Annotated in this window: 16 protein-coding genes; 8 read left to right on the top strand and 8 right to left on the bottom strand. The window is 37.9% G+C overall.

The genetic code is table 11. The features are described from left to right. The first annotated feature begins 74 nt into the window (after positions 1-74). Together MHH70_RS13505 and MHH70_RS13500 are read left to right on the top strand one after the other, a co-directional pair. Positions 75-1,358: a methyltransferase domain-containing protein gene (locus MHH70_RS13505; protein WP_342471745.1), complete on the top strand. Its 1,284-nt coding sequence runs from the start codon at positions 75-77 to the stop codon at positions 1,356-1,358. After that, entirely contained in the window at positions 1,358-3,937 is a 2,580-nt protein-coding gene (locus tag MHH70_RS13500) for an AAA family ATPase (protein ID WP_342471744.1), read from the top strand. The genes MHH70_RS13505 and MHH70_RS13500 overlap by 1 nt, the downstream gene beginning before the upstream one ends. A 214-nt stretch (positions 3,938-4,151) precedes the next feature. Here the strand turns inward: MHH70_RS13500 and MHH70_RS13495 are convergent, their stop codons facing one another. The 6 genes from MHH70_RS13495 to MHH70_RS13470 all read right to left on the bottom strand — a co-directional run bounded on the left by MHH70_RS13495 (position 4,152) and on the right by MHH70_RS13470 (position 9,518). Then, positions 4,152-5,144: a S66 peptidase family protein gene (locus MHH70_RS13495; protein WP_342471743.1), complete on the bottom strand. Its 993-nt coding sequence runs from the start codon at positions 5,142-5,144 to the stop codon at positions 4,152-4,154. 1 nt (position 5,145) lies between these two features. After that, a complete protein-coding gene (locus MHH70_RS13490; protein ID WP_342471742.1) occupies positions 5,146-5,706 on the bottom strand; it encodes a tetratricopeptide repeat protein in 561 nt (186 codons plus the stop codon). 153 nt (positions 5,707-5,859) lie between these two features. Next, positions 5,860-6,234, bottom strand: a complete 375-nt coding sequence (locus MHH70_RS13485; protein WP_342471741.1) for a nuclear transport factor 2 family protein — start codon at positions 6,232-6,234, stop codon at positions 5,860-5,862. Continuing rightward, positions 6,231-6,797, bottom strand: a complete 567-nt coding sequence (locus tag MHH70_RS13480) for a DNA-3-methyladenine glycosylase I (RefSeq protein WP_066169360.1) — start codon at positions 6,795-6,797, stop codon at positions 6,231-6,233. The genes MHH70_RS13485 and MHH70_RS13480 overlap by 4 nt, the downstream gene beginning before the upstream one ends. Positions 6,798-6,809: 12 nt before the next feature. Continuing rightward, positions 6,810-8,123, bottom strand: coding sequence for a YcdB/YcdC domain-containing protein (locus MHH70_RS13475; RefSeq protein ID WP_342471740.1), 1,314 nt, complete (start codon positions 8,121-8,123; stop codon positions 6,810-6,812). Positions 8,124-8,216: 93 nt separating this feature from the next. Continuing rightward, positions 8,217-9,518, bottom strand: a complete 1,302-nt coding sequence (locus MHH70_RS13470; protein WP_107943395.1) for an MFS transporter — start codon at positions 9,516-9,518, stop codon at positions 8,217-8,219. Positions 9,519-9,713: 195 nt separating this feature from the next. Here MHH70_RS13470 and MHH70_RS13465 point away from each other — a divergent pair, with 195 nt between their 5' ends. Both MHH70_RS13465 and MHH70_RS13460 read left to right on the top strand, forming a co-directional pair. Then, a complete protein-coding gene (locus MHH70_RS13465) occupies positions 9,714-10,961 on the top strand; it encodes a helix-turn-helix transcriptional regulator (protein WP_066169366.1) in 1,248 nt (415 codons plus the stop codon). A gap of 131 nt (positions 10,962-11,092) precedes the next feature. Beyond that, the gene (locus MHH70_RS13460; protein ID WP_342471739.1) at positions 11,093-11,389 is read left to right on the top strand and encodes a hypothetical protein; all 297 of its coding nucleotides are present in this window, start codon (positions 11,093-11,095) and stop codon (positions 11,387-11,389) included. A gap of 241 nt (positions 11,390-11,630) precedes the next feature. Here MHH70_RS13460 and MHH70_RS13455 read toward each other — a convergent pair whose 3' ends face one another. Beyond that, positions 11,631-12,665 carry an AI-2E family transporter gene (locus MHH70_RS13455; protein ID WP_066169369.1) on the bottom strand — a complete coding sequence of 345 codons (1,035 nt, stop codon included), beginning with the start codon at positions 12,663-12,665 and terminating at the stop codon, positions 11,631-11,633. Positions 12,666-13,149: 484 nt separating this feature from the next. Here MHH70_RS13455 and MHH70_RS13450 point away from each other — a divergent pair, with 484 nt between their 5' ends. The 4 genes from MHH70_RS13450 to MHH70_RS13435 all read left to right on the top strand — a co-directional run bounded on the left by MHH70_RS13450 (position 13,150) and on the right by MHH70_RS13435 (position 17,717). Further along, on the top strand, positions 13,150-14,199 hold the full coding sequence (locus tag MHH70_RS13450) for a P1 family peptidase (RefSeq protein WP_342471738.1): 1,050 nt from the start codon (positions 13,150-13,152) through the stop codon (positions 14,197-14,199). A gap of 281 nt (positions 14,200-14,480) precedes the next feature. Continuing rightward, entirely contained in the window at positions 14,481-15,461 is a 981-nt protein-coding gene (locus MHH70_RS13445; RefSeq protein ID WP_066169373.1) for a diaminopimelate dehydrogenase, read from the top strand. A 296-nt stretch (positions 15,462-15,757) separates the two neighbouring features. Then, the gene (locus tag MHH70_RS13440; protein ID WP_107943399.1) at positions 15,758-16,930 is read left to right on the top strand and encodes a M20 family metallopeptidase; all 1,173 of its coding nucleotides are present in this window, start codon (positions 15,758-15,760) and stop codon (positions 16,928-16,930) included. 259 nt (positions 16,931-17,189) lie between these two features. Beyond that, positions 17,190-17,717, top strand: a complete 528-nt coding sequence (locus MHH70_RS13435; protein ID WP_342471737.1) for a hypothetical protein — start codon at positions 17,190-17,192, stop codon at positions 17,715-17,717. A gap of 75 nt (positions 17,718-17,792) precedes the next feature. On the opposite strand, the gene MHH70_RS13430 is transcribed toward MHH70_RS13435, so the two are convergent. Further along, on the bottom strand, positions 17,793-18,128 hold the full coding sequence (locus MHH70_RS13430) for a cytochrome c (RefSeq protein WP_066169377.1): 336 nt from the start codon (positions 18,126-18,128) through the stop codon (positions 17,793-17,795). Positions 18,129-18,264 lie beyond the last annotated feature (136 nt).

The raw sequence follows: 18,264 nt of genomic DNA, 5'->3' as shown, positions 1-18,264 counted from the left end.
ACTTGGAAACGCGAAACTTTCTAGCTAAAGGATTGTTTTTTCATTATAGTTAAAAGTAGAAAGGATGTGGCTGTATGCAATTAACTATTTATTGCGAAACCCCATATGCAAAAGAAATTTCTTATTTATTCGCTAAAAATCCAAATAATTTACATGAAAGACATGAAAAAGGACATGCTGTACGCTTCGTTTATCATAAGCTAACAGCGCATGAGGTAGAGGCTACCATTTTTGTGACCCCTGACCCGCTCACACTCGTTGGACATGAACGTGCATACGATATTACACATTATATTAATGACCGCAGCTTTGCCGCGAGCAGTATTTTTTTATCACTTATTCGCAAAATGCTCGGCACTGCGCTAAATGGTAAACCACAGGAGCAGTACGTAGCATTCGCTGAACAGGCTTTCCCTTTCACCTTTGAATTTGGTCCTATAGCTACGGAGCTCACAAACGAAGAAATTCAGCAGTTGTTTACACCACTTGGTTTCAGTGTTGAAATAGAGGCAATTTCAGCCGCGCAACGAGCGCGCTTTATTAAAATTAGTGCACTAACTACTTTGCAGCAGGCATTGCAACAACTTTTTGTCCTTATTCCTGTAATGGATGATTATAAGCATTATTTTATTGATGAGGCGGAGCGCGAACGATTGGAGCGTTATGGTGAGGGCTGGCTAGAGCAGCATCCCGAGAAAGATTTTATTTATAAAAAAGCATTACGCTTCCGTCATCTAATTAATGCACAGCCTACTTCTACAGCAAAGCCTTTACTCAGTACACAGCGCTATGAGGCGATTGTCGAGCAAGTCAAAAAACTACCGCATCAATCTGTTGTCGATTTTGGGGCTGGTGAAGGGAAATTAACAGCGCTACTAAGTGAGCTATCAACAATTCAAGAGCTCATTGCAGTAGAGCCAAGCGAGGCTGCCATTCGAAAAGCAACAAAGCGCTTTGAGGAGCTTGACACAGTTATAATGCCACGCATTCAATGGGGCTCATTATTCTATCATGACTATACTTTAGCCCACAAGGATATTCTAATTTTATGCGAGGTGATTGAGCATATTAATGAGGAACGCTTACCCAAAATTATGTCGATGCTACTGCAGCAATATGCGCCGAAAGCATTAATTATTACTACTCCGAATGCGGATTACAATAAAGTGTATAAGCTAGAGGAGATGCGTCATGAAGATCACCGCTTCGAATGGACGCGTCAACAATTTGAAAGCTGGTGTGCTGCAATGGTACAGAATACTCCTTATTCAACTACCTTTTACGGCATTGGCGAACAACACACAGCGCACGGTACACCAACACAAATGTGCATTTTTAAACGAACGGAGGGACTGTAATGCAGCTTCATTTACCACATGCAGCCATTGTGCTATGTATTGGTCCATCTAATAGCGGAAAATCAACATTTTTGCAAAATCTTGTTGCCAATAATAGCATTGCACTAAGCGAAATCGTTAGCTCAGACGATTATCGAATGACGGTCGCAGACATTGATTTTATCAATTTTCAAGGGGCTTCGAAGCAAGAAGCCGATTTATTATACGAGCAATACGCAGCCATTTCAGCAGAAACATTTCATATAATGGAGCAGATTATTATTGCGAGAGCAAAACTGAATCGCTTAACATTTGTGGATGCGACACATTTGAACGCCAAGGAGCGTGAAATATATTTTGCTATTGCCAAAAGACAGCATATAGCCATTTACGGTTTACTCTTTGACGTACCACTAGAACAATTATTAGCACGTGATAAGGAGCGCCAGCGACCTAGAGGAGCAGCACGCATTAAACAACAAGTTCGCAAACTAAAGGATGAAAAGCGCTTGCTAAAAAAGGAGCCCTTCACAAAGCTTTATACAATTCGACCAGAGGAGCAAGTCGAGGTAATTCGCCACCCCTCAGATTTACACATTGAGCTTGGCGCAGGGGTTGATATTATTGGAGATATTCACGGCTGTTATGATGAAATGATGGCTCTTATCAAAAAGCTAGGTTATATCGAGGAAAACGGCCTTTATAAGCATCCAGAGGGACGTAAGCTGATTTCCGTCGGCGATATTATGAGCCGCGGTCCAAAATCACTCGCAACAATGCAATTTTGGCTGAGGCAAATTGAGTCAGGGCTAAGCTATATGACAGATAGTAATCACGGCTGGAAAATTGCGCGCTGGCTAGATGGAAAAAGCGTACAGTTAGCACATGGAGATGAAATGGTTGAGCAAGAAATGCAGCACTTCGAGCAACAGCACGGTGCGAATGACACAGCGCAATTAAAAGAACGCCTTGCTAAAATGCTATTGCATGCACCTTCTCATTATATTATTTTGGAAAATGGAATTGGTAAAGCTATCGTTACACACGCTGGTATCAAAGACCATTATATTGGAAAAAACTCACCGCGCATTCGCGATTTTTGCCGTTACGGCGATGTTATTGGAACAAGTGACACAGGACGACCAATTCGTGCAGATTGGTACACTAATCACCAAACATCTGAATTAATTATTTGGGGGCACGAGCCAAAGCTAAAGCCCTTAAAAATTAACAATACAATTAATATCGACCAAGGTGTCGTCTTCGGTGGACAGCTCACAGCACTGCGCTATCCTGAAGGTACCCTCGAGGCAGTGGATGCCTACGAGAATTATGCAGGTGAGCAGCAAAACCCTTTATTAGAAGCAGCAGAAAAGCATTTCCAAGCACCAAATATTTATGCTTTCTTAAACGGCTTTGAGGTTGCTACGACACATGGCGAAAATGTTTGGATTGGCGACGGCTATGCGAAAGCCGCAATCGACACCATTTCACACTACACTGTGCCTATGGAGCAGCTTGTTTATATTCCGCCAACGATGAGCCCAACACCACAAACATCACAGCATGAAGATTATTTAGAGCATCCTCTAGAGGCTTTTGCCTATTATAAAAAGCATGGCTTGACGCAGCTTATTGCGGAGAAAAAGCATATGGGAAGTCGCGCTATATTTTTACTTTTCAAAGATGAGCAAATTGCGAAAGAATGGGTCGATAGCGAGACGCTTGGCATTATTACAACACGCACTGGGCGAGCCTTTTTCGCACCAGAAGCTCATGCTATCATCGTGCAAAAGTTACACGCAGAATTAGTTGCCAAAAACTATTTCGAAAAAATGGGAACAGATTTCGTTTTATTAGATGCGGAAATATTACCTTGGAACTTAAAGGCTCAGTCGCTTATCGATAAGCAGTATGCACACGTTGCAGAACATGCTTTAATGGACCGCCAAAAGCTAGCTACAAAGCTACAAACAACACTTGTCGATGTCGCTGATTGGCAAAAGCAATATAAGGAGCTACTCCGCAACGCCGTACGTTTCGATGCAGTTTATCAAAATTATTGTTGGTCTGTAGATGATTTATCAAGCATTCAAGTTGCTCCATTCCATATACTTGCACATAGCAACGGAACGTGCTTCCATCAGCCACATACATGGCATATGGAAATGAATCATTGGCTTGCTCAAAATTCAACTATCTTTATTCCAACAGAGTATAAAGTCATTGAGAACGAGCAGGATGAGCAAAAAGTGATTGAATGGTGGGAGGAAATGACGGCAGTCGGTCACGAAGGAATCGTCATTAAGCCACTAGCCTTTATCCCTAAAAGCAAAGGGAAACTTATTCAACCAGCAATTAAAGTGCGGGGGCGTGAATATTTGCGCATTATTTATGGAATGGACTATACAGACCCGCAGCAGCTAACCCAACTAAAAAAGCGCAATCCAAGCAAGAAAATGAAACATGCCTTGCAAGAATTCGCTCTAGGCTTAGAGGGCATCGAGCGCTTCGTCCAAAAAGAAAGCATGGCACGCATACATGAATGTGTACTAGCTACATTAGCACTAGAAAGTGACGCGGTAGACCCTCGACTATAGATGTTAAAAAGCGTCCCAAAGCAATACATTGCCAGCTTTTGGGGCGCTTTTGATGATGTTTTATCAGGGGGATAAAAGAAAAAAGGTTCCATTGAAAATGGGATAAACACTAAATTTGGCAGCTTTCTTTTAATTTTAAATGAGCACAAAACTGATTTTTCACTACACTGAAGAAAAGTTTAATTTTTGAGACGGCCCCTCACGCTTGGTAGCTCTACAACCACGCTTCAATACAAAATACTTTTTTTGCCGTTGCATCAAGCCGTATCTTTTTGCCTATTGCTAGCGGGTGCATCGGGTGCGTATGACAGCAATCGAAATCAGCAAGTATCGGCATCTTTTTTCCATCTAGCTGCTCTAATAAAAGCATAAGCGGTGTTTTGCTCGTCCCTAAATCATCAAAACGCTCGTGCTTACCTAAAATAATGCCCCCAACTCGCTCAAAAACACCATGCAATTTCAACATCGCGAAATTTTTTTCCACTACAGATGCATCCTTCATGCAATCCTCAATGAGTAAAATATCTCCGTGTTGAATTTGCGGGAAATACGCTGACCCAATAAAGCCGTACATTGCATTATTATTGCCCCCTATTAAGCGCCCCTCTGCTGCGCCTGATTGCCCTGTTATCCATTCATTCGCAAATAGCATTTTTTCAGTTGTTTTCTCAAGCCAGTTAACAGGCTCATCAGACCAAAAAGCAGGCATTGGTACCTCATAAGGTAACGGCATTTCCTCGGTAAAATAATTTTCAAAATAACGATATGTATCATTTACTAATGGCTCGAATTCACCAAAAGAAGGTATTACAGCCGGACCATAATATGTTGAAATCCCTGTTTTAGCATAAAGCGCGAGCAATATAGCTGTTGTATCTGAATAACCGACAACGTATTTAGGGTTTTTCTTAAATGCTTCATAATCAATATATGGCAATATACTATTTGAATTTGTACCACCAATCGTTGACATAATCATCTTAACATCTGGATTATATATCAATTCATTCAGCTCATTCGCCCGCTCTTTCGGTGCTCCCGAGCGATAACTATCTGCTTTTCCAGTTAAATTTCCCTCAACAATGCGAAAATCTTTTGAGATTAAAAATTCCTTTGCCCTCTCATAACGCGCTTTTGCTGTTACAGTTGCTGGATATGAGGGTGTAAAAATTCCAATCGCATCCCCTTTTTTCAATCGTTGTAGCATTTTATTCCTCCTTTAATAGCTGCAGGACTTTTTCAGTAGATGTAATTAACGAGTCAATGCCTTTATCCTTTCTAATAGCTAAAGCCAGTTTCAAAAGCTCCTTTGCTTGAGCATTGTCTCCCAGCTCCATTAAACATTTTGCCTTGTGTTGATAAATAAAATCCTCATAATTTTCAATATTGTGCGCTCTCTGAATTGCCTGTGCATCTTCAAATAATTTTAATGCTTTCTTATGCTGATTGTTATATTTATATGCCTCCCCTAATCGAATAAGTGTAACCATGTTTCGAGCAGGATTTGCCTCTACTTTTTTTAGGCATTGTTCTAAATAAAATATTGCCTTATTAGCTTGATTTAAAATGCGATAACAATAACCAAGCGAGCCTAATAAATAGTACTGCTCCTCCTCGTTATCTATCTGCTGTAGCAGTACCTCTGCTTGCTGTATAAATGCCTGAACTCTAGCAGGATTATTAGTTTGTTCACGCAAATATTGCTGCTCATCAAAGTAAACGGTTGCATTTATAATTAAGAAATTCTGTTTCAGTTGCTTCAATAGCATGACGTAGCCCCCTAAACCTATGAATTATAATATATGATACAAATGTTAGAGAATAAAGTAATGTTTCACTCATAAGCAAGGTCTTTTTGAATGCAATGTTAATAATAGAAGCGCCCGAAATCGTTGTTTTCACTTTGATTTCAAGCGCTTTATTTATAGCCCACTACTTAAATGCTCATGTATTAGCTTCCATTCATTTTTCTTATTTTTCACAAAAATATTTGTTGCTCTCCCTTGCCCTGAAACAAACTTCCCATTGTAATAACCGGAATAGCAGTAAGTATATAAGCAAGTGGCTGTATCTTGATTTGTTATGAGCCATTGAACATCCCTTGCTTCATATACTTCTTCTTTAATTGCTTCCCAAGCATTTTCAAAATAATGCTGTATTTCAGTCATTGTTGTACATTTTTTATCTGTGAACCAATAAACGACATTTGGATGAAGCATTCGTTGAACATTTGTAAAATCATGTGTATTCGTAGCTGATATATAATCATTTAATGCTTGTTCATACAAATTATTCATTTGTTTCCTCCTTCATAGCAAAAGCAATCTTGTACATGGTCATTCACCATGCCTACTGCCTGCATAAAAGAATAGCAAATCGTGCTACCAACAAATTTAAAGCCGTCCTTTTTTAATTGCTTGCTCATTTTATCGCTCATTGCTGTTGTTACAGGTACTTCACTTATCGTTGACCAATGATTAATGAGTGGCTCGTGATTAACAAATTGCCAAATGTAATTTGAGAAAGAACCATACTGTTGTTGCATGCGTAAGTAGGCTTGTGCATTTGTAACAACGCTAGCGATTTTCAGTCGATTGCGTACAATACGTGTATCTTCCTTTAATTCAGCTAATTTCTCATCTGTATATCGAACAATTTTTTCGGCATCAAATCCGTCAAACGCTTCACGATAGCCTTCGCGTTTTTGTAAAATCGTCCACCAGCTTAATCCCGCCTGTGCCCCTTCTAAGCAAATCATCTCAAAAAGCTTTTGGTCATCGTAAACAGGCTTGCCCCATTCATTATCGTGATATTCTACATACAATGGCTCGTCTAATTTTACCCAGCCGCAACGCTGCATAATATCCCCTCCCTAATCTTGAAAAGTTATGACCGTACCATCTATCGCATCAATATACCCCAGCCTATTGCCTGTTATTTTATCATAATAGTCATACCATAATATCGAACTGCCCATTTCATTCCCCATTCCCCACGCTAAGCGGAAATCCAAATGTGCCAAAAAGATGTCCTTCGCTTGCTGTGCTGAAATGACTGGTATGCTAGAAACTTGCTGTAATTGTTCCAAATCAATACGCCCGCAATGAAAAGATTCCACATCTCCAGTTGAATAATTAACTATAACAGTGACCATAAAATGAGTATTTATATTTTGCACTGTTCTAATACGAAACGTAAATTGAGCAGGCTGTCTATTTTCATCTATTTCTAACTGTAAATAAGGATATATTTCTGGGACAGCTAGCTGTAAAAATGCGCTTGCCTTTTGCAGTGCTTCCTCGTCGCTTAGCTGCAAATCACCTTGATACGCCTTAAAGTTTGTTATGTTTAGAAGGCGTCCTGTATTCATATCAATTCTTGCATGCACGTTATCTTCATATAAACCGGCTACTTTTTCCTTAGCCCAAACAATTCTCTTTACATTGTTGTATATCGTTGCATTAATTATCTGCATCTCGCTATTTATCCCTAGTATCTCCTCTAATGAACTAGTAGTGGTAGCTACTAATGGCGGTAATGCCCTGTAGCGTATAGTGCTTCGCTGCTCATTTATAACAGGCTCCAAAATATCCGCCTGATAAACGGGATACACATTGTCCAACTCATAAATAAGACGTAGCTGCCCTGCAATTTTAGCAATCACTAAGCGCATGCGTATATGCCTCTTAGCATTTTCGTATAATGCCGTTGTATCAACTAACTTATGCGGAATTTTAGGCTCAGGTAATTTCCCCATATACATTAATTCAATCAAATTCCCCGCTTTATCTAGACCGACCATTATCCCCGCATTAGCAAGCGGTAAATCCATCACAAGTTGCCCATAATAAAATTGCTCAATATCGTCAATTGATTCCACCTTATAAAAGATAAAATCTGTGAGTGCATTTGGATAGTACTTTAGTAAAAATTGCTCAGCACGTTGCCGCCTTTCCTCCAGCGATATTTCATCACCAACCGATACTTTATAACCTTCCTTTGAAATAAAATAGCTCGTTATAGTACCGGCATCATCTAGCTGTACCTTTATAGTTTCTTGGTCATCTCCCCAAATGAATAAAGATTCTCCCCCAGGCTGTGCATCAACCTCTTCAAACATTAATTGAAAATTCTTTGGTGGTTTTGCAATGCATAGCGCTCGTTCTTTTAACTGCTGATGATTCATAACTAACCCCCAAACAGAATATACGTTCTCTATATTATAATTCAACCCTTCTTTTTATACAAGTATTTCCAAAGAAAAAAGAAGGGCATTTACTCACCCTTCTACTTCCTCTAAAATATTCAATTTCTTTTTATTCTTCAACTCTGGGTGTGCCATTTCAATTACCGAACGGCGCAGCAATAATAAAACGATTAGCACTAAAATCAGCCCACTTACAATCAAAATATATTGTGCCGGAAGCATATCGTATAAAATACCGTATATTAATGTTCCGATTGGCATCATGCTCATTGCCATCATTTCCACAATGCCAAATACACGCCCCTTATATTCCTCGTCTACTGATGTTTGCAATATCACCCCTACTGGCGTGTTTGTCACAACACCAAGCCCACCAGAGATAAACATCAATGCTATATAGTATATAAAGTTTATTGTGTTGGACCAGCTAAATAACAATGGTACTGCTGTCATAATAACTGAAATTGCCATTAATAGTGTTGAACGTTTGACAACAACCATTGGGAATTTTAAATTGCTACGAGTGGCTAAATAAATCGATGCAACAAGCATGCCAATTGCGGCTCCCGCCTCGATGATACCAATTAATTGCGGCTGCAATTTTAAATTTGTTAACAAGACAAAACCGATTCCAACACTTATACATGTGAAAAATAAATTTAACCACAATGCTGTCCATAAAATCGCACGCACAACTGGCTTCTGCTTTAAATAAACAAATCCAGCCTTAAAGCTTTGTAGCATTGTTTCTTTTTGTGTCTGTTCAGATTGCGTCACAGATTTTTTATGCAGTGTGAAATTCATTGTTGATTCTAATAACAAGGCAATTGCCTGTGCAATAATAAAAATAAGTAAAAACATTTCCATTGATGCAAAACCAAATAACATACCACCAAATATCGGTCCACCAATACCTGAAACAGAGTACGATAACTGGTTAAAGCTCATCGCCTTTTGTAGACGTTCTTCATCAACTAGGTTTGCAATAGATGCTGAAAATGCCACGCCCGAAAACGAACTAAAAACACTATTAAAAAATGTTGCCAAATAAATAACTGTCAAAGATAAATCGACCATCCACGTGTATAAAAGTGCAATACTTACCGTTAAAACTACCCCTGCCTGCCCACCAATTACAAGCCATTTGCGTGGTACGCGGTCCCCTATTAGACCCGCGATAGGGGAAATAATTGTTCTTGGCAAAATGTTTAATAAAATATTTGTTGCGAAGCTCAAAGAAGAACCCGTTAAAGAAAGAATGTACATACTAATTCCAAATGCATATACATTAGAACCAAGTGAGCCAATCATTTTACTCACAAGGAATGTGTACAAATGATACGTTGATTTTTTGTACTTTAACTTTTCATCCATTTTTATCACGCCTTTTGTTTAATTTGATTAAACTTATTTTAAAACATTATTTTTAAAATTTCAACAATAAGTTTAATTAAATTTAAAATTATTCGATTATAACACTTCGAATCAACCCAAATTTGTTTAATTTAATTAAATTAAATACCTTTTCATTATAATATTTGCTATAATCTTACGTAGTGAGGTGACCTTATGTTGAATATAGGTGCAAAAATAAAAGAGCTGCGCAAAGAACGAAAAATGACTTTAGCGCAAGTAGCAGGAGATCGTCTAACAAAAGGCATGCTCAGTTTAATTGAAAACGGCAAAGCTCAGCCTTCGATGGAGAGCTTACATTATATCGCCAGCCAGCTTCAGATAGATGTTGCTGAACTCATGCAATCAGAGGATAACCAAAAAATACATGATACTTTCATGCGGGCTGAGCAACTATTCATGCAGCAAAAAAAGGAATTTAATAAAGAGCAGTATACGATAAAAGGACAAGAGCTTTTGCAGCTCATTGAGCCATTCATACAATCCGAGAGCTTGAAGGGAAATCATTATGAGGAAGTACGGTTATTAGAAATCTATTTAAGAGTACGCTATCGTTTAAAAATTGACCTTTCTATTGAGCCATTTTCACCTTTAACAAAAATGTATGAAAATGTTCATGCCTACTCGAAAATGCTCAATTGCTTCAGTCTTTTATGTGCTATTAGATTTAATATGCATCACTACGAGCAAGCGTTAGACTATTTATTAGAAGGGGAAAAATATCTAGAGCGCTACAATTATTTAATCGACGACCTTAGTAAGCTTGATTTTTACTATAATTTTACTGTCGTTTATGCTGCTTTATATAATGACCAAAAAACATTCGAGTATTTAGAACTCGCTTTAAAACTAGCGAAAGAGAAAAAAATATTATATCGCTTAAATGACTTTTATCGCTTTTCATTTTATTTGCATTGCTCCAATGGCGATGCTCAAAAAAGCCATGATTATTTAATGAAAATGAAAGCTTATTCCGCGGCACTAGAGGATTCCTCCGATGCTATCGCGACACAAATTTTAACGCTCGTTTATACGAATCAAATCGAGCAAGATTATGAAAAAGCTTTAGCGATTGCCATTGATTATTTTGATATACCTGAGGAAGCTTATGCAGACGCTAAAATGTTTGTCAATGGAGAATATGCCTATGCGCATTTACAGTTGCAACAATTCGCGCAGGCAAAAAAGCTACTCGAAAATTTGTATATCCCTGAAAATCACCAACATCCAGCAGATTTAGGTATTTTCTACCGTTCCTATGCTGTCCGTGCGCTATGCTATTTAGAAGAAGGGGACCACGAAAATGCCAAGCGTGACATATTGTACGCGATGGATGGGGTAAAAGAATTTAAAAATACTTTCGATAAGCAATTCATACTTCAAGCGTATGAACAAATTATGTAGAATGGGCGTCCCAAATGATGTGCGGTTGCCGATATTTGGGACGCTAGCGGTAGCTTTTTATAAAATATTTGCCTAAAAAATTTGAAAACGAGCAACACACTTTTTAATTGCTGTTATTGAAGGAGATTTGTATGAGAAAATTCATGATTTTTTTATTGATTTTAATAGGGTGTATATTTTTGTTCGTAAGCCTTCAAAAAAAGACTTTAGAAGATGATGTTGTGGAATATTTGATAACAGAAGAAAAAATAGAGCAGGATGATATTATTTCCAGTGAAGCGTTTATTTCTAATTTACAAGGAAGTAAAAATTTCATGGTTAGTATAAAGTTAAAAAGTGACCATAAAACTTATTTTTATTACAAAAAAGATGGGCGCATTATTCTAGAATCTTACGTTGAAAATGGAAGAGAACATGTTATGTCATAGTTTTTCATAAAGGGGAGTAGTCCACTTTGTTTTGACACCGCATTGAAATAAAGGTTTTCATCGCTTCCCTTTTATTGAAGGGAAACACTGCTAAAGCCAATGTTCATCCCATTTTTAAAAGAGGCGCTCTCTATTTATATGAATCAACATTTTGTGAAACATCATCGCTACTGTCCAAAATGCCGGCTATGCACGGCATTTTGGACAGCCCCATTTCATTTGTGTTTTGTTAAACGCTAACTCAGTCTTTTTCGACAGCCTCCTGATTTTTTGAGGATGTCACTTCAAGCACATCTAACAGGAACATAAATAGTGGAATACCGATAATTAACCCCCATACACCAAAGAAATGCTCGGAAAATAAAATGACCATAAACGTATAGAATATCGGTAAATCTGTTTTTGCCGACATTAACTTTGGATTTAGGAAGTAGGCTTCTATAGCATGCAATACTGTAACAATAATCAGAATATAGACAATGTACATGAAGCCACCAATACTGTAAGCAATAATCGTTAAAGGAATTAGAGATATAATTACACCTGCTACTGGAATTAAACCAAGTACGAAAATCATCATTCCTAACGCAATTAAATGCGGGAAGCCCATAAAATATAAAACGATAACAGATAATATACAGTTTACCGATGCAATGATAAACTGCGCCTCAATAACTTTACCAAAAGAACGAATGAACACTTTAGAGAAGTACTGTAGCTCATCATATAAAGGAGCAATTTTACTATTTTTAAACTTCATCGTAAATTCAATAATGCGATTTTTATCTAGCATAATAAATAAGCTTAAAATTGCTGCAATTAACACTTGTAAAAGTAGCTTCCCAATATTCGTGATATTTTCTACGATAAAATTAACACCTTGTTCCAAATATTGGTCAAGCTCAATTTTCTCAATTGTCGGTGCTAAATATTTTGTGATTTCATTTTCATTTGGATTAATATTGAAATTCATAATTAAGTTGAAAAGCTGTGTCAGTTGCTGTGACACCATCGGTAAATATTTATAAACAACACCAACAACCCCTGCTACAAATAGCAAGTAAATAATAATAGTAATAACCGCCTCTTTTATCGGCACATATTTTTTTATTACACTTGTTAGCTTTGTGCTTAATCGATTCATTAAATATGTAATAATAAACGTAAACAAAATGAGGTTAATCATACTGCGCATTAAATACAATGCCACCCCAATACCTATTAAAATCATAAAGCGTTTAAAGCCATGACTTTTAAAAAAATCCCACACGAGCATTCTACTACTCAAAATATGGACAAAGCCCTATATGCAATTATAGGTGGCTTGTCTAGTAGCAGCGACCTCCCCTTTTGTTTTTAAGTTTTTTTCAGCTATCGTATTTCCTCGGTAGCTATGACACTTATGATTTTAGTATTACTTAACGTATTCATGATTCAAAAATTTATTCCACTTCCAATATGTTAATTACCCATTTATCGGAAATCTAATATTTGTATAATAAATAGACCTGATTTCACCTCTATCTATTCATTATTATAACGTGCATAACTATTATATCCAAAGCATTATTAGCATAAATTTAATTTTAGTTTTATTTAGAGAAAAAGAGGCTTTTAGTTTAGGTGTTACATTTCATTATTGACGTGAAATTCATCTTTATACCTAGCACACAAAAAGATACGTCCAATTTCAACTGAATGCTGTAAAATATGTGTAACATAGTAGTCTATTATCAGTTTAAAATTTAGGGGGCATTGAGATGGGCAAAAAATTGCGTGAACATGGTATTATTGTTGGAAAATTACGAACAGGCGATAAAAACTGCATTACAGATGTAGATGGTGTCCAAGTTGGACATATTACGCTGGATTATCCTTTAAATGAGCAAGGAGATTATGCTTGTACAGGTGTGACGGCTATCCTGCCCCATTCTGGTAACCTGTTTGAACAAAAAGTAACAGCAGCAAGCTATGTTCTAAATGGCTTTGGAAAAACAACGGGACTTGTACAAGTAAATGAACTTGGTATATTAGAGTCGCCTATTATGTTAACAAATACATTGAGCGTCCCTGCTGTAACGCAAGGGGCGCTACAATATATGCTTGAGGCAAATGAAGCTATTGGCAAAACGACTGGCACAATTAATATCGTAGTTGGCGAATGCAATGATAGTAATTTAAACTCAATTCGTCATTGTGCTGTTACACCGAAGCACGCAATCGAAGCTATTCACAACGCTTCGACAGACACTGCTGCCGAAGGGGCTGTTGGAGCTGGCAAAGGAATGGTTTGTTTCGGCTATAAAGGTGGTATAGGTTCAGCATCACGCATCATCACAGTGAACGAGGCAATACAATATACAGTCGGTTGTTTAGTACTAAGCAATTTTGGGAGCAAGGATGATTTTTTAGCTACGCATTACATACCTAAACAACAGCAGGCTACCAATACTGTTGCCCCAACAGATGGCTCAATTATCATCGTTTTAGCAACAAATGCACCGTTGAGTAGCAGACAATTGCTACGTGTTATTAAACGCTGCGGTATCGGTCTTGGCAGAACAGGCAGCCATTTTTCACATGGCAGTGGAGATATTGTTATTGGCTTTACAACAGCCCGAACTATTGCACACAAAACAGATGAGTTATTTGAAACACGCACACAGCTACGTGAAGATCACCCTGTGATGAATCATTTATTTGCCGCGGCAGCAGAAGCGACTGAAGAAGCCATTTTAAACTCTTTATCACAGGCAGAAACAACTTCGGGACGCAATGGACATGTCGTACACGCTTATCGATTTGATTAGGGTGCTGATTTTTGCGGGTAAAATAGGTGAGTATTCGGGCGAATCCATTCATTTTTTGGGTGAACTTACCTACTAATTGGGCAAATCGCTACTTAAGACTTATAAAAATATCGAAATATAATCGAACTATTGTGAATCTTTAAATCAGAGCGTATGATAATAAAGTGAAACTTCAATCATTAAGGGTATAATCCTTAATGATTGGAAGCATACATTTACTTGGCTAGTACGGGTTTTTCTTGTTCATTGCTAGTAAATACACAGACATAGGAGGATATTAAATGACTGTTATTCGAGTTGGTATAGTAGGTTACGGAAATTTAGGTCGCGGTGTAGAGCACGCAATATCTCAAAATTCTGATATGGAGCTGGTGGCTGTTTTTACACGTCGCGATCCAGCAACAGTGAAGATTGCTAGCAATGCGAAAGTATGTTTAATAGATGAGGCGAAAGAATATAAGGATGACATTGATGTCATGATTTTATGCGGCGGTTCTGCGACGGATTTACCCGAGCAAAGCCCATATTTTGCACAATGGTTTAATATCGTGGACAGCTACGATACACATGCAAAAATTCCACAGTTTTTTGATGCTGTAGATGCTGTTGCACAAAAATCCGAAAAAATAGGCATTATTTCTGTTGGCTGGGATCCGGGTTTATTTTCATTAAATCGTTTAATCGGGGAGGCAGTTTTACCTGTAGGCTCCACATATACTTTTTGGGGAGATGGCTTAAGTCAAGGCCATTCAGATGCTGTGCGCCGCATTAAGGGCGTGAAATATGCTGCACAATATACATTGCCAATCAAAGATGCAGTGGAGCGTGTACGTAATGGGGAAAATCCCGAGCTAACGACACGTGAAAAGCATGCCCGTGAATGCTGGGTCGTACTAGAACAAGGGGCTGATGCTGCAAAAATAGAACAAGAAATTGTCACAATGCCAAACTATTTTGATGAATATGACACAACAGTTCATTTTATTTCGGAAGAGGACTTCAAATCGAATCATACGGGGATGCCACATGGTGGATTTGTTATTCGCAGTGGAGAAAGCGGGGCAAATGACAAACAAATTTTAGAGTTTTCTTTGAAGCTTGAAAGCAACCCAAACTTTACATCAAGTGTTATCGTTGCATATGCACGTGCAGCCTACCGCTTAAATAAAGCTGGTGACAAAGGAGCAAAAACTGTTTTTGACATTCCGTTTGGCTTATTATCACCAAAATCCGCTGCACAATTACGCAAAGAATTATTATAATTAAAAGCTGTCTAAAAGCATGTACTATCGCTATTACATGTCTTTTCAGACAGCTATTTTTTATTGCAGTATTCTTTTATTAATTACACGTTGGCTAACTAATCTGCAACATCCGTCGGAGACTTGGGCTAACATCGCAAGATGCGATGTGCCTAGACTAGACTCCTCTTTGCCAGCCGGTGTTTGGACACCCACTGAAAGGAGTTAAAATCTAAATACGTGCAACAAGGAAATTTGAAGTATTCTTATACTTCTGATAATATTCTTGTCAAAATCTATGAAGCGAGGTATAAGCGATGTCATTATTCACAAAAGCATCTACAATTTCAGAAGAGATGATTTCGGTTCGTCAACATCTTCATCAGCATCCTGAATTAAGTAATAAGGAATTTGAGACGACGAAGCTAGTTGCTAGCTATTTATTAAAATGGGGTATTCCATATACAATTGCAGAAAGTGGCACTGGGGTTGTGGGCTTTATTGAGGCACCCAATGCAACAAAAACTTTAGCGCTACGGGCAGATATGGATGCTCTACCTATTTCCGAGGAAACAAACTTACCTTATAAATCTATACACTCAGGTATTATGCATGCCTGCGGACATGATTTACATACATCTGTATTACTTGGAACAGCGAAAATGCTTATCGATAATCAGCATTTACTGAAGGCGAATATTAAGCTACTGTTCCAACCTGCTGAGGAAATTATGAGCGGAGCAAAAGAGATGCTACAAGCAGGTGTATTAGAAAATCCAAAAGTTGACGCAGCCATAGCGCTTCATACTTCTCCAGACTTATCAGTAGGGGAGATTGGCATTCGTTATGGAGCAATGCTCGCTGCCTGTGATAATATTACCATCACAATTAGAGGTACAGGTGGCCATGCTGCACATCCACACAAATCAGTTGACCCTATTTTGATTGCAGGTCATGTACTTACATCCTTACAAACAATTGTAGCAAGGGAAATCCCACCAACAGAGCAAGCTGTTGTTACAATTGGGCATATTCAAGGTGGTGAGGCTCACAATATTATTCCAGAAAGCGTTATAATGAAAGGCACAGTTCGTACAACAAACCCAGCCATCAGAGAACAAATGCCAGCCATTATTGAACGCATTATTCAACATACTGCTGAAAGCATGCGTGGTAATGCGTCCCTACATTATGAACATGGCTGCCCTGCACTTCTATCAGATGCATCGTTATTGCAATTGTTTGAACAAGTTACGACAGAGCTGTTAGGCGAGAAGCAGGTCGTACATATGCCTGCCCCATCAATGGGAGGCGAGGATTTTTCTTATATTTTAGAGCAAGTACCTGGCTTCATGTTCAGAATGGGCACAGGCAGCGATAACGAAAATACACGCCGCGCACTGCATAATCATAAAGTAGAATTCGAGAACGAAGCCATCCAATACGGCATTGCCGCAATGGTTAATTTTGCGCTAACATACGGAGAGTAATCCATTAGGCCTCTAGCAAACTCACATCCTAATTTTTAAAGTTTGCCAGAGGCTCTTCTACTGAAGTTCCATTAAAATTCGTTTCATCTAAGCTTTCCTTTCGCATATTTTTCAAAATAATAAAAACAGTCACCCCACAATGTGATGCGCTATCAAGTGACGAGCCCTAAATCAACTACAAAATGGAACTTTTTAAAGCCGTTATATAAATTGATTTTTTTACATAAATGGTATAATGGGTTAGGTTGGGAGGTGTTTTGTGAAACAGCTTTTAATTTTTATATTTGGAATATCATTTTTAGTTATTGCGGGATGTTCTTACGATGAAAACCAAATTTATAGCGGGGAAACATTAAAAATAGGTATCGTCGGGAATGCACTAGATGTCCAAGAAAAAAATATTATTTTTGATGAAATTGAAATTGAACAACTAGCACAAAAAAATAGAATTTCATCATATGATGCTATTTTTATTACTGAAGAAAATTTGGAAGAAGCGTCTGAGCCCCAATATGCTGATATTTACGAAAAAGCAGAAATTCCTTTTTTATTTATCAAATCTAAAAAGTCCTATTTTCCATTTATATCGCGTGAACTAAGCTACAAGGATGCAAAAGAAGTAGAAACACAAGCATACGCTATACTTTATTTAAAACTACCTAACGGAGAACAATATACCTCTAAATTTAGTTTATATAATGATAAAGAAAGTGCAAAGAATATGGAAATAATGTATTCAAGTGTATTTCTTAAAATTGAAGAATTAAAAAAACCGAACTATGACTGAAAGACTAAAGAAATTAGTATTTCGTAACATAGTTCGGTTTTTCTTGAACCGCAATTTCTAGGTTCTGCCGTTTTATTATTTCAATGTTAAAATATAATCCGCTACAGCTTCTTCGTCGCCTTGCGCTGTATTAGCAGGCATTGCGCCTTTACCATTTTTTAAAATATCCACAATTTCTTCTTTAGACAATGCGAGACCGTGTAAATTTGGACCCATTCCACCTGTTAAATCGCCACCATGACAGCCAATACATTTTGATTTAGCAATACTTTCTCCAGCTGCTACAGTATCTCCTGCTGGCTCATTTGTAGAAGTAGATGGCTCTTCCTTCGCCTTATCTCCCCCACATGCTGCAAGGCCAAATACCGCTAACCCTCCTGCTAACAATACGTGCATTAAACGCTTTGTCATAATAACACCTCATTTTATTTTTTTACCCTACATTAAAACCATAGCATGGCTACAGAAACTACTTCAAGTATAACCCTGTAGAAAAGCTTCTATACATTGTGAACTATGGCAGAATTGTGCCTAGACTTCCTTTACA

This window comes from Metasolibacillus sp. FSL H7-0170 (assembly GCF_038593115.1).
Taxonomy (GTDB): domain Bacteria; phylum Bacillota; class Bacilli; order Bacillales_A; family Planococcaceae; genus Metasolibacillus; species Metasolibacillus fluoroglycofenilyticus.
Note: the sequence above shows the minus strand (reverse complement) of the source record. Positions and strands in the feature narration are given on the sequence as shown.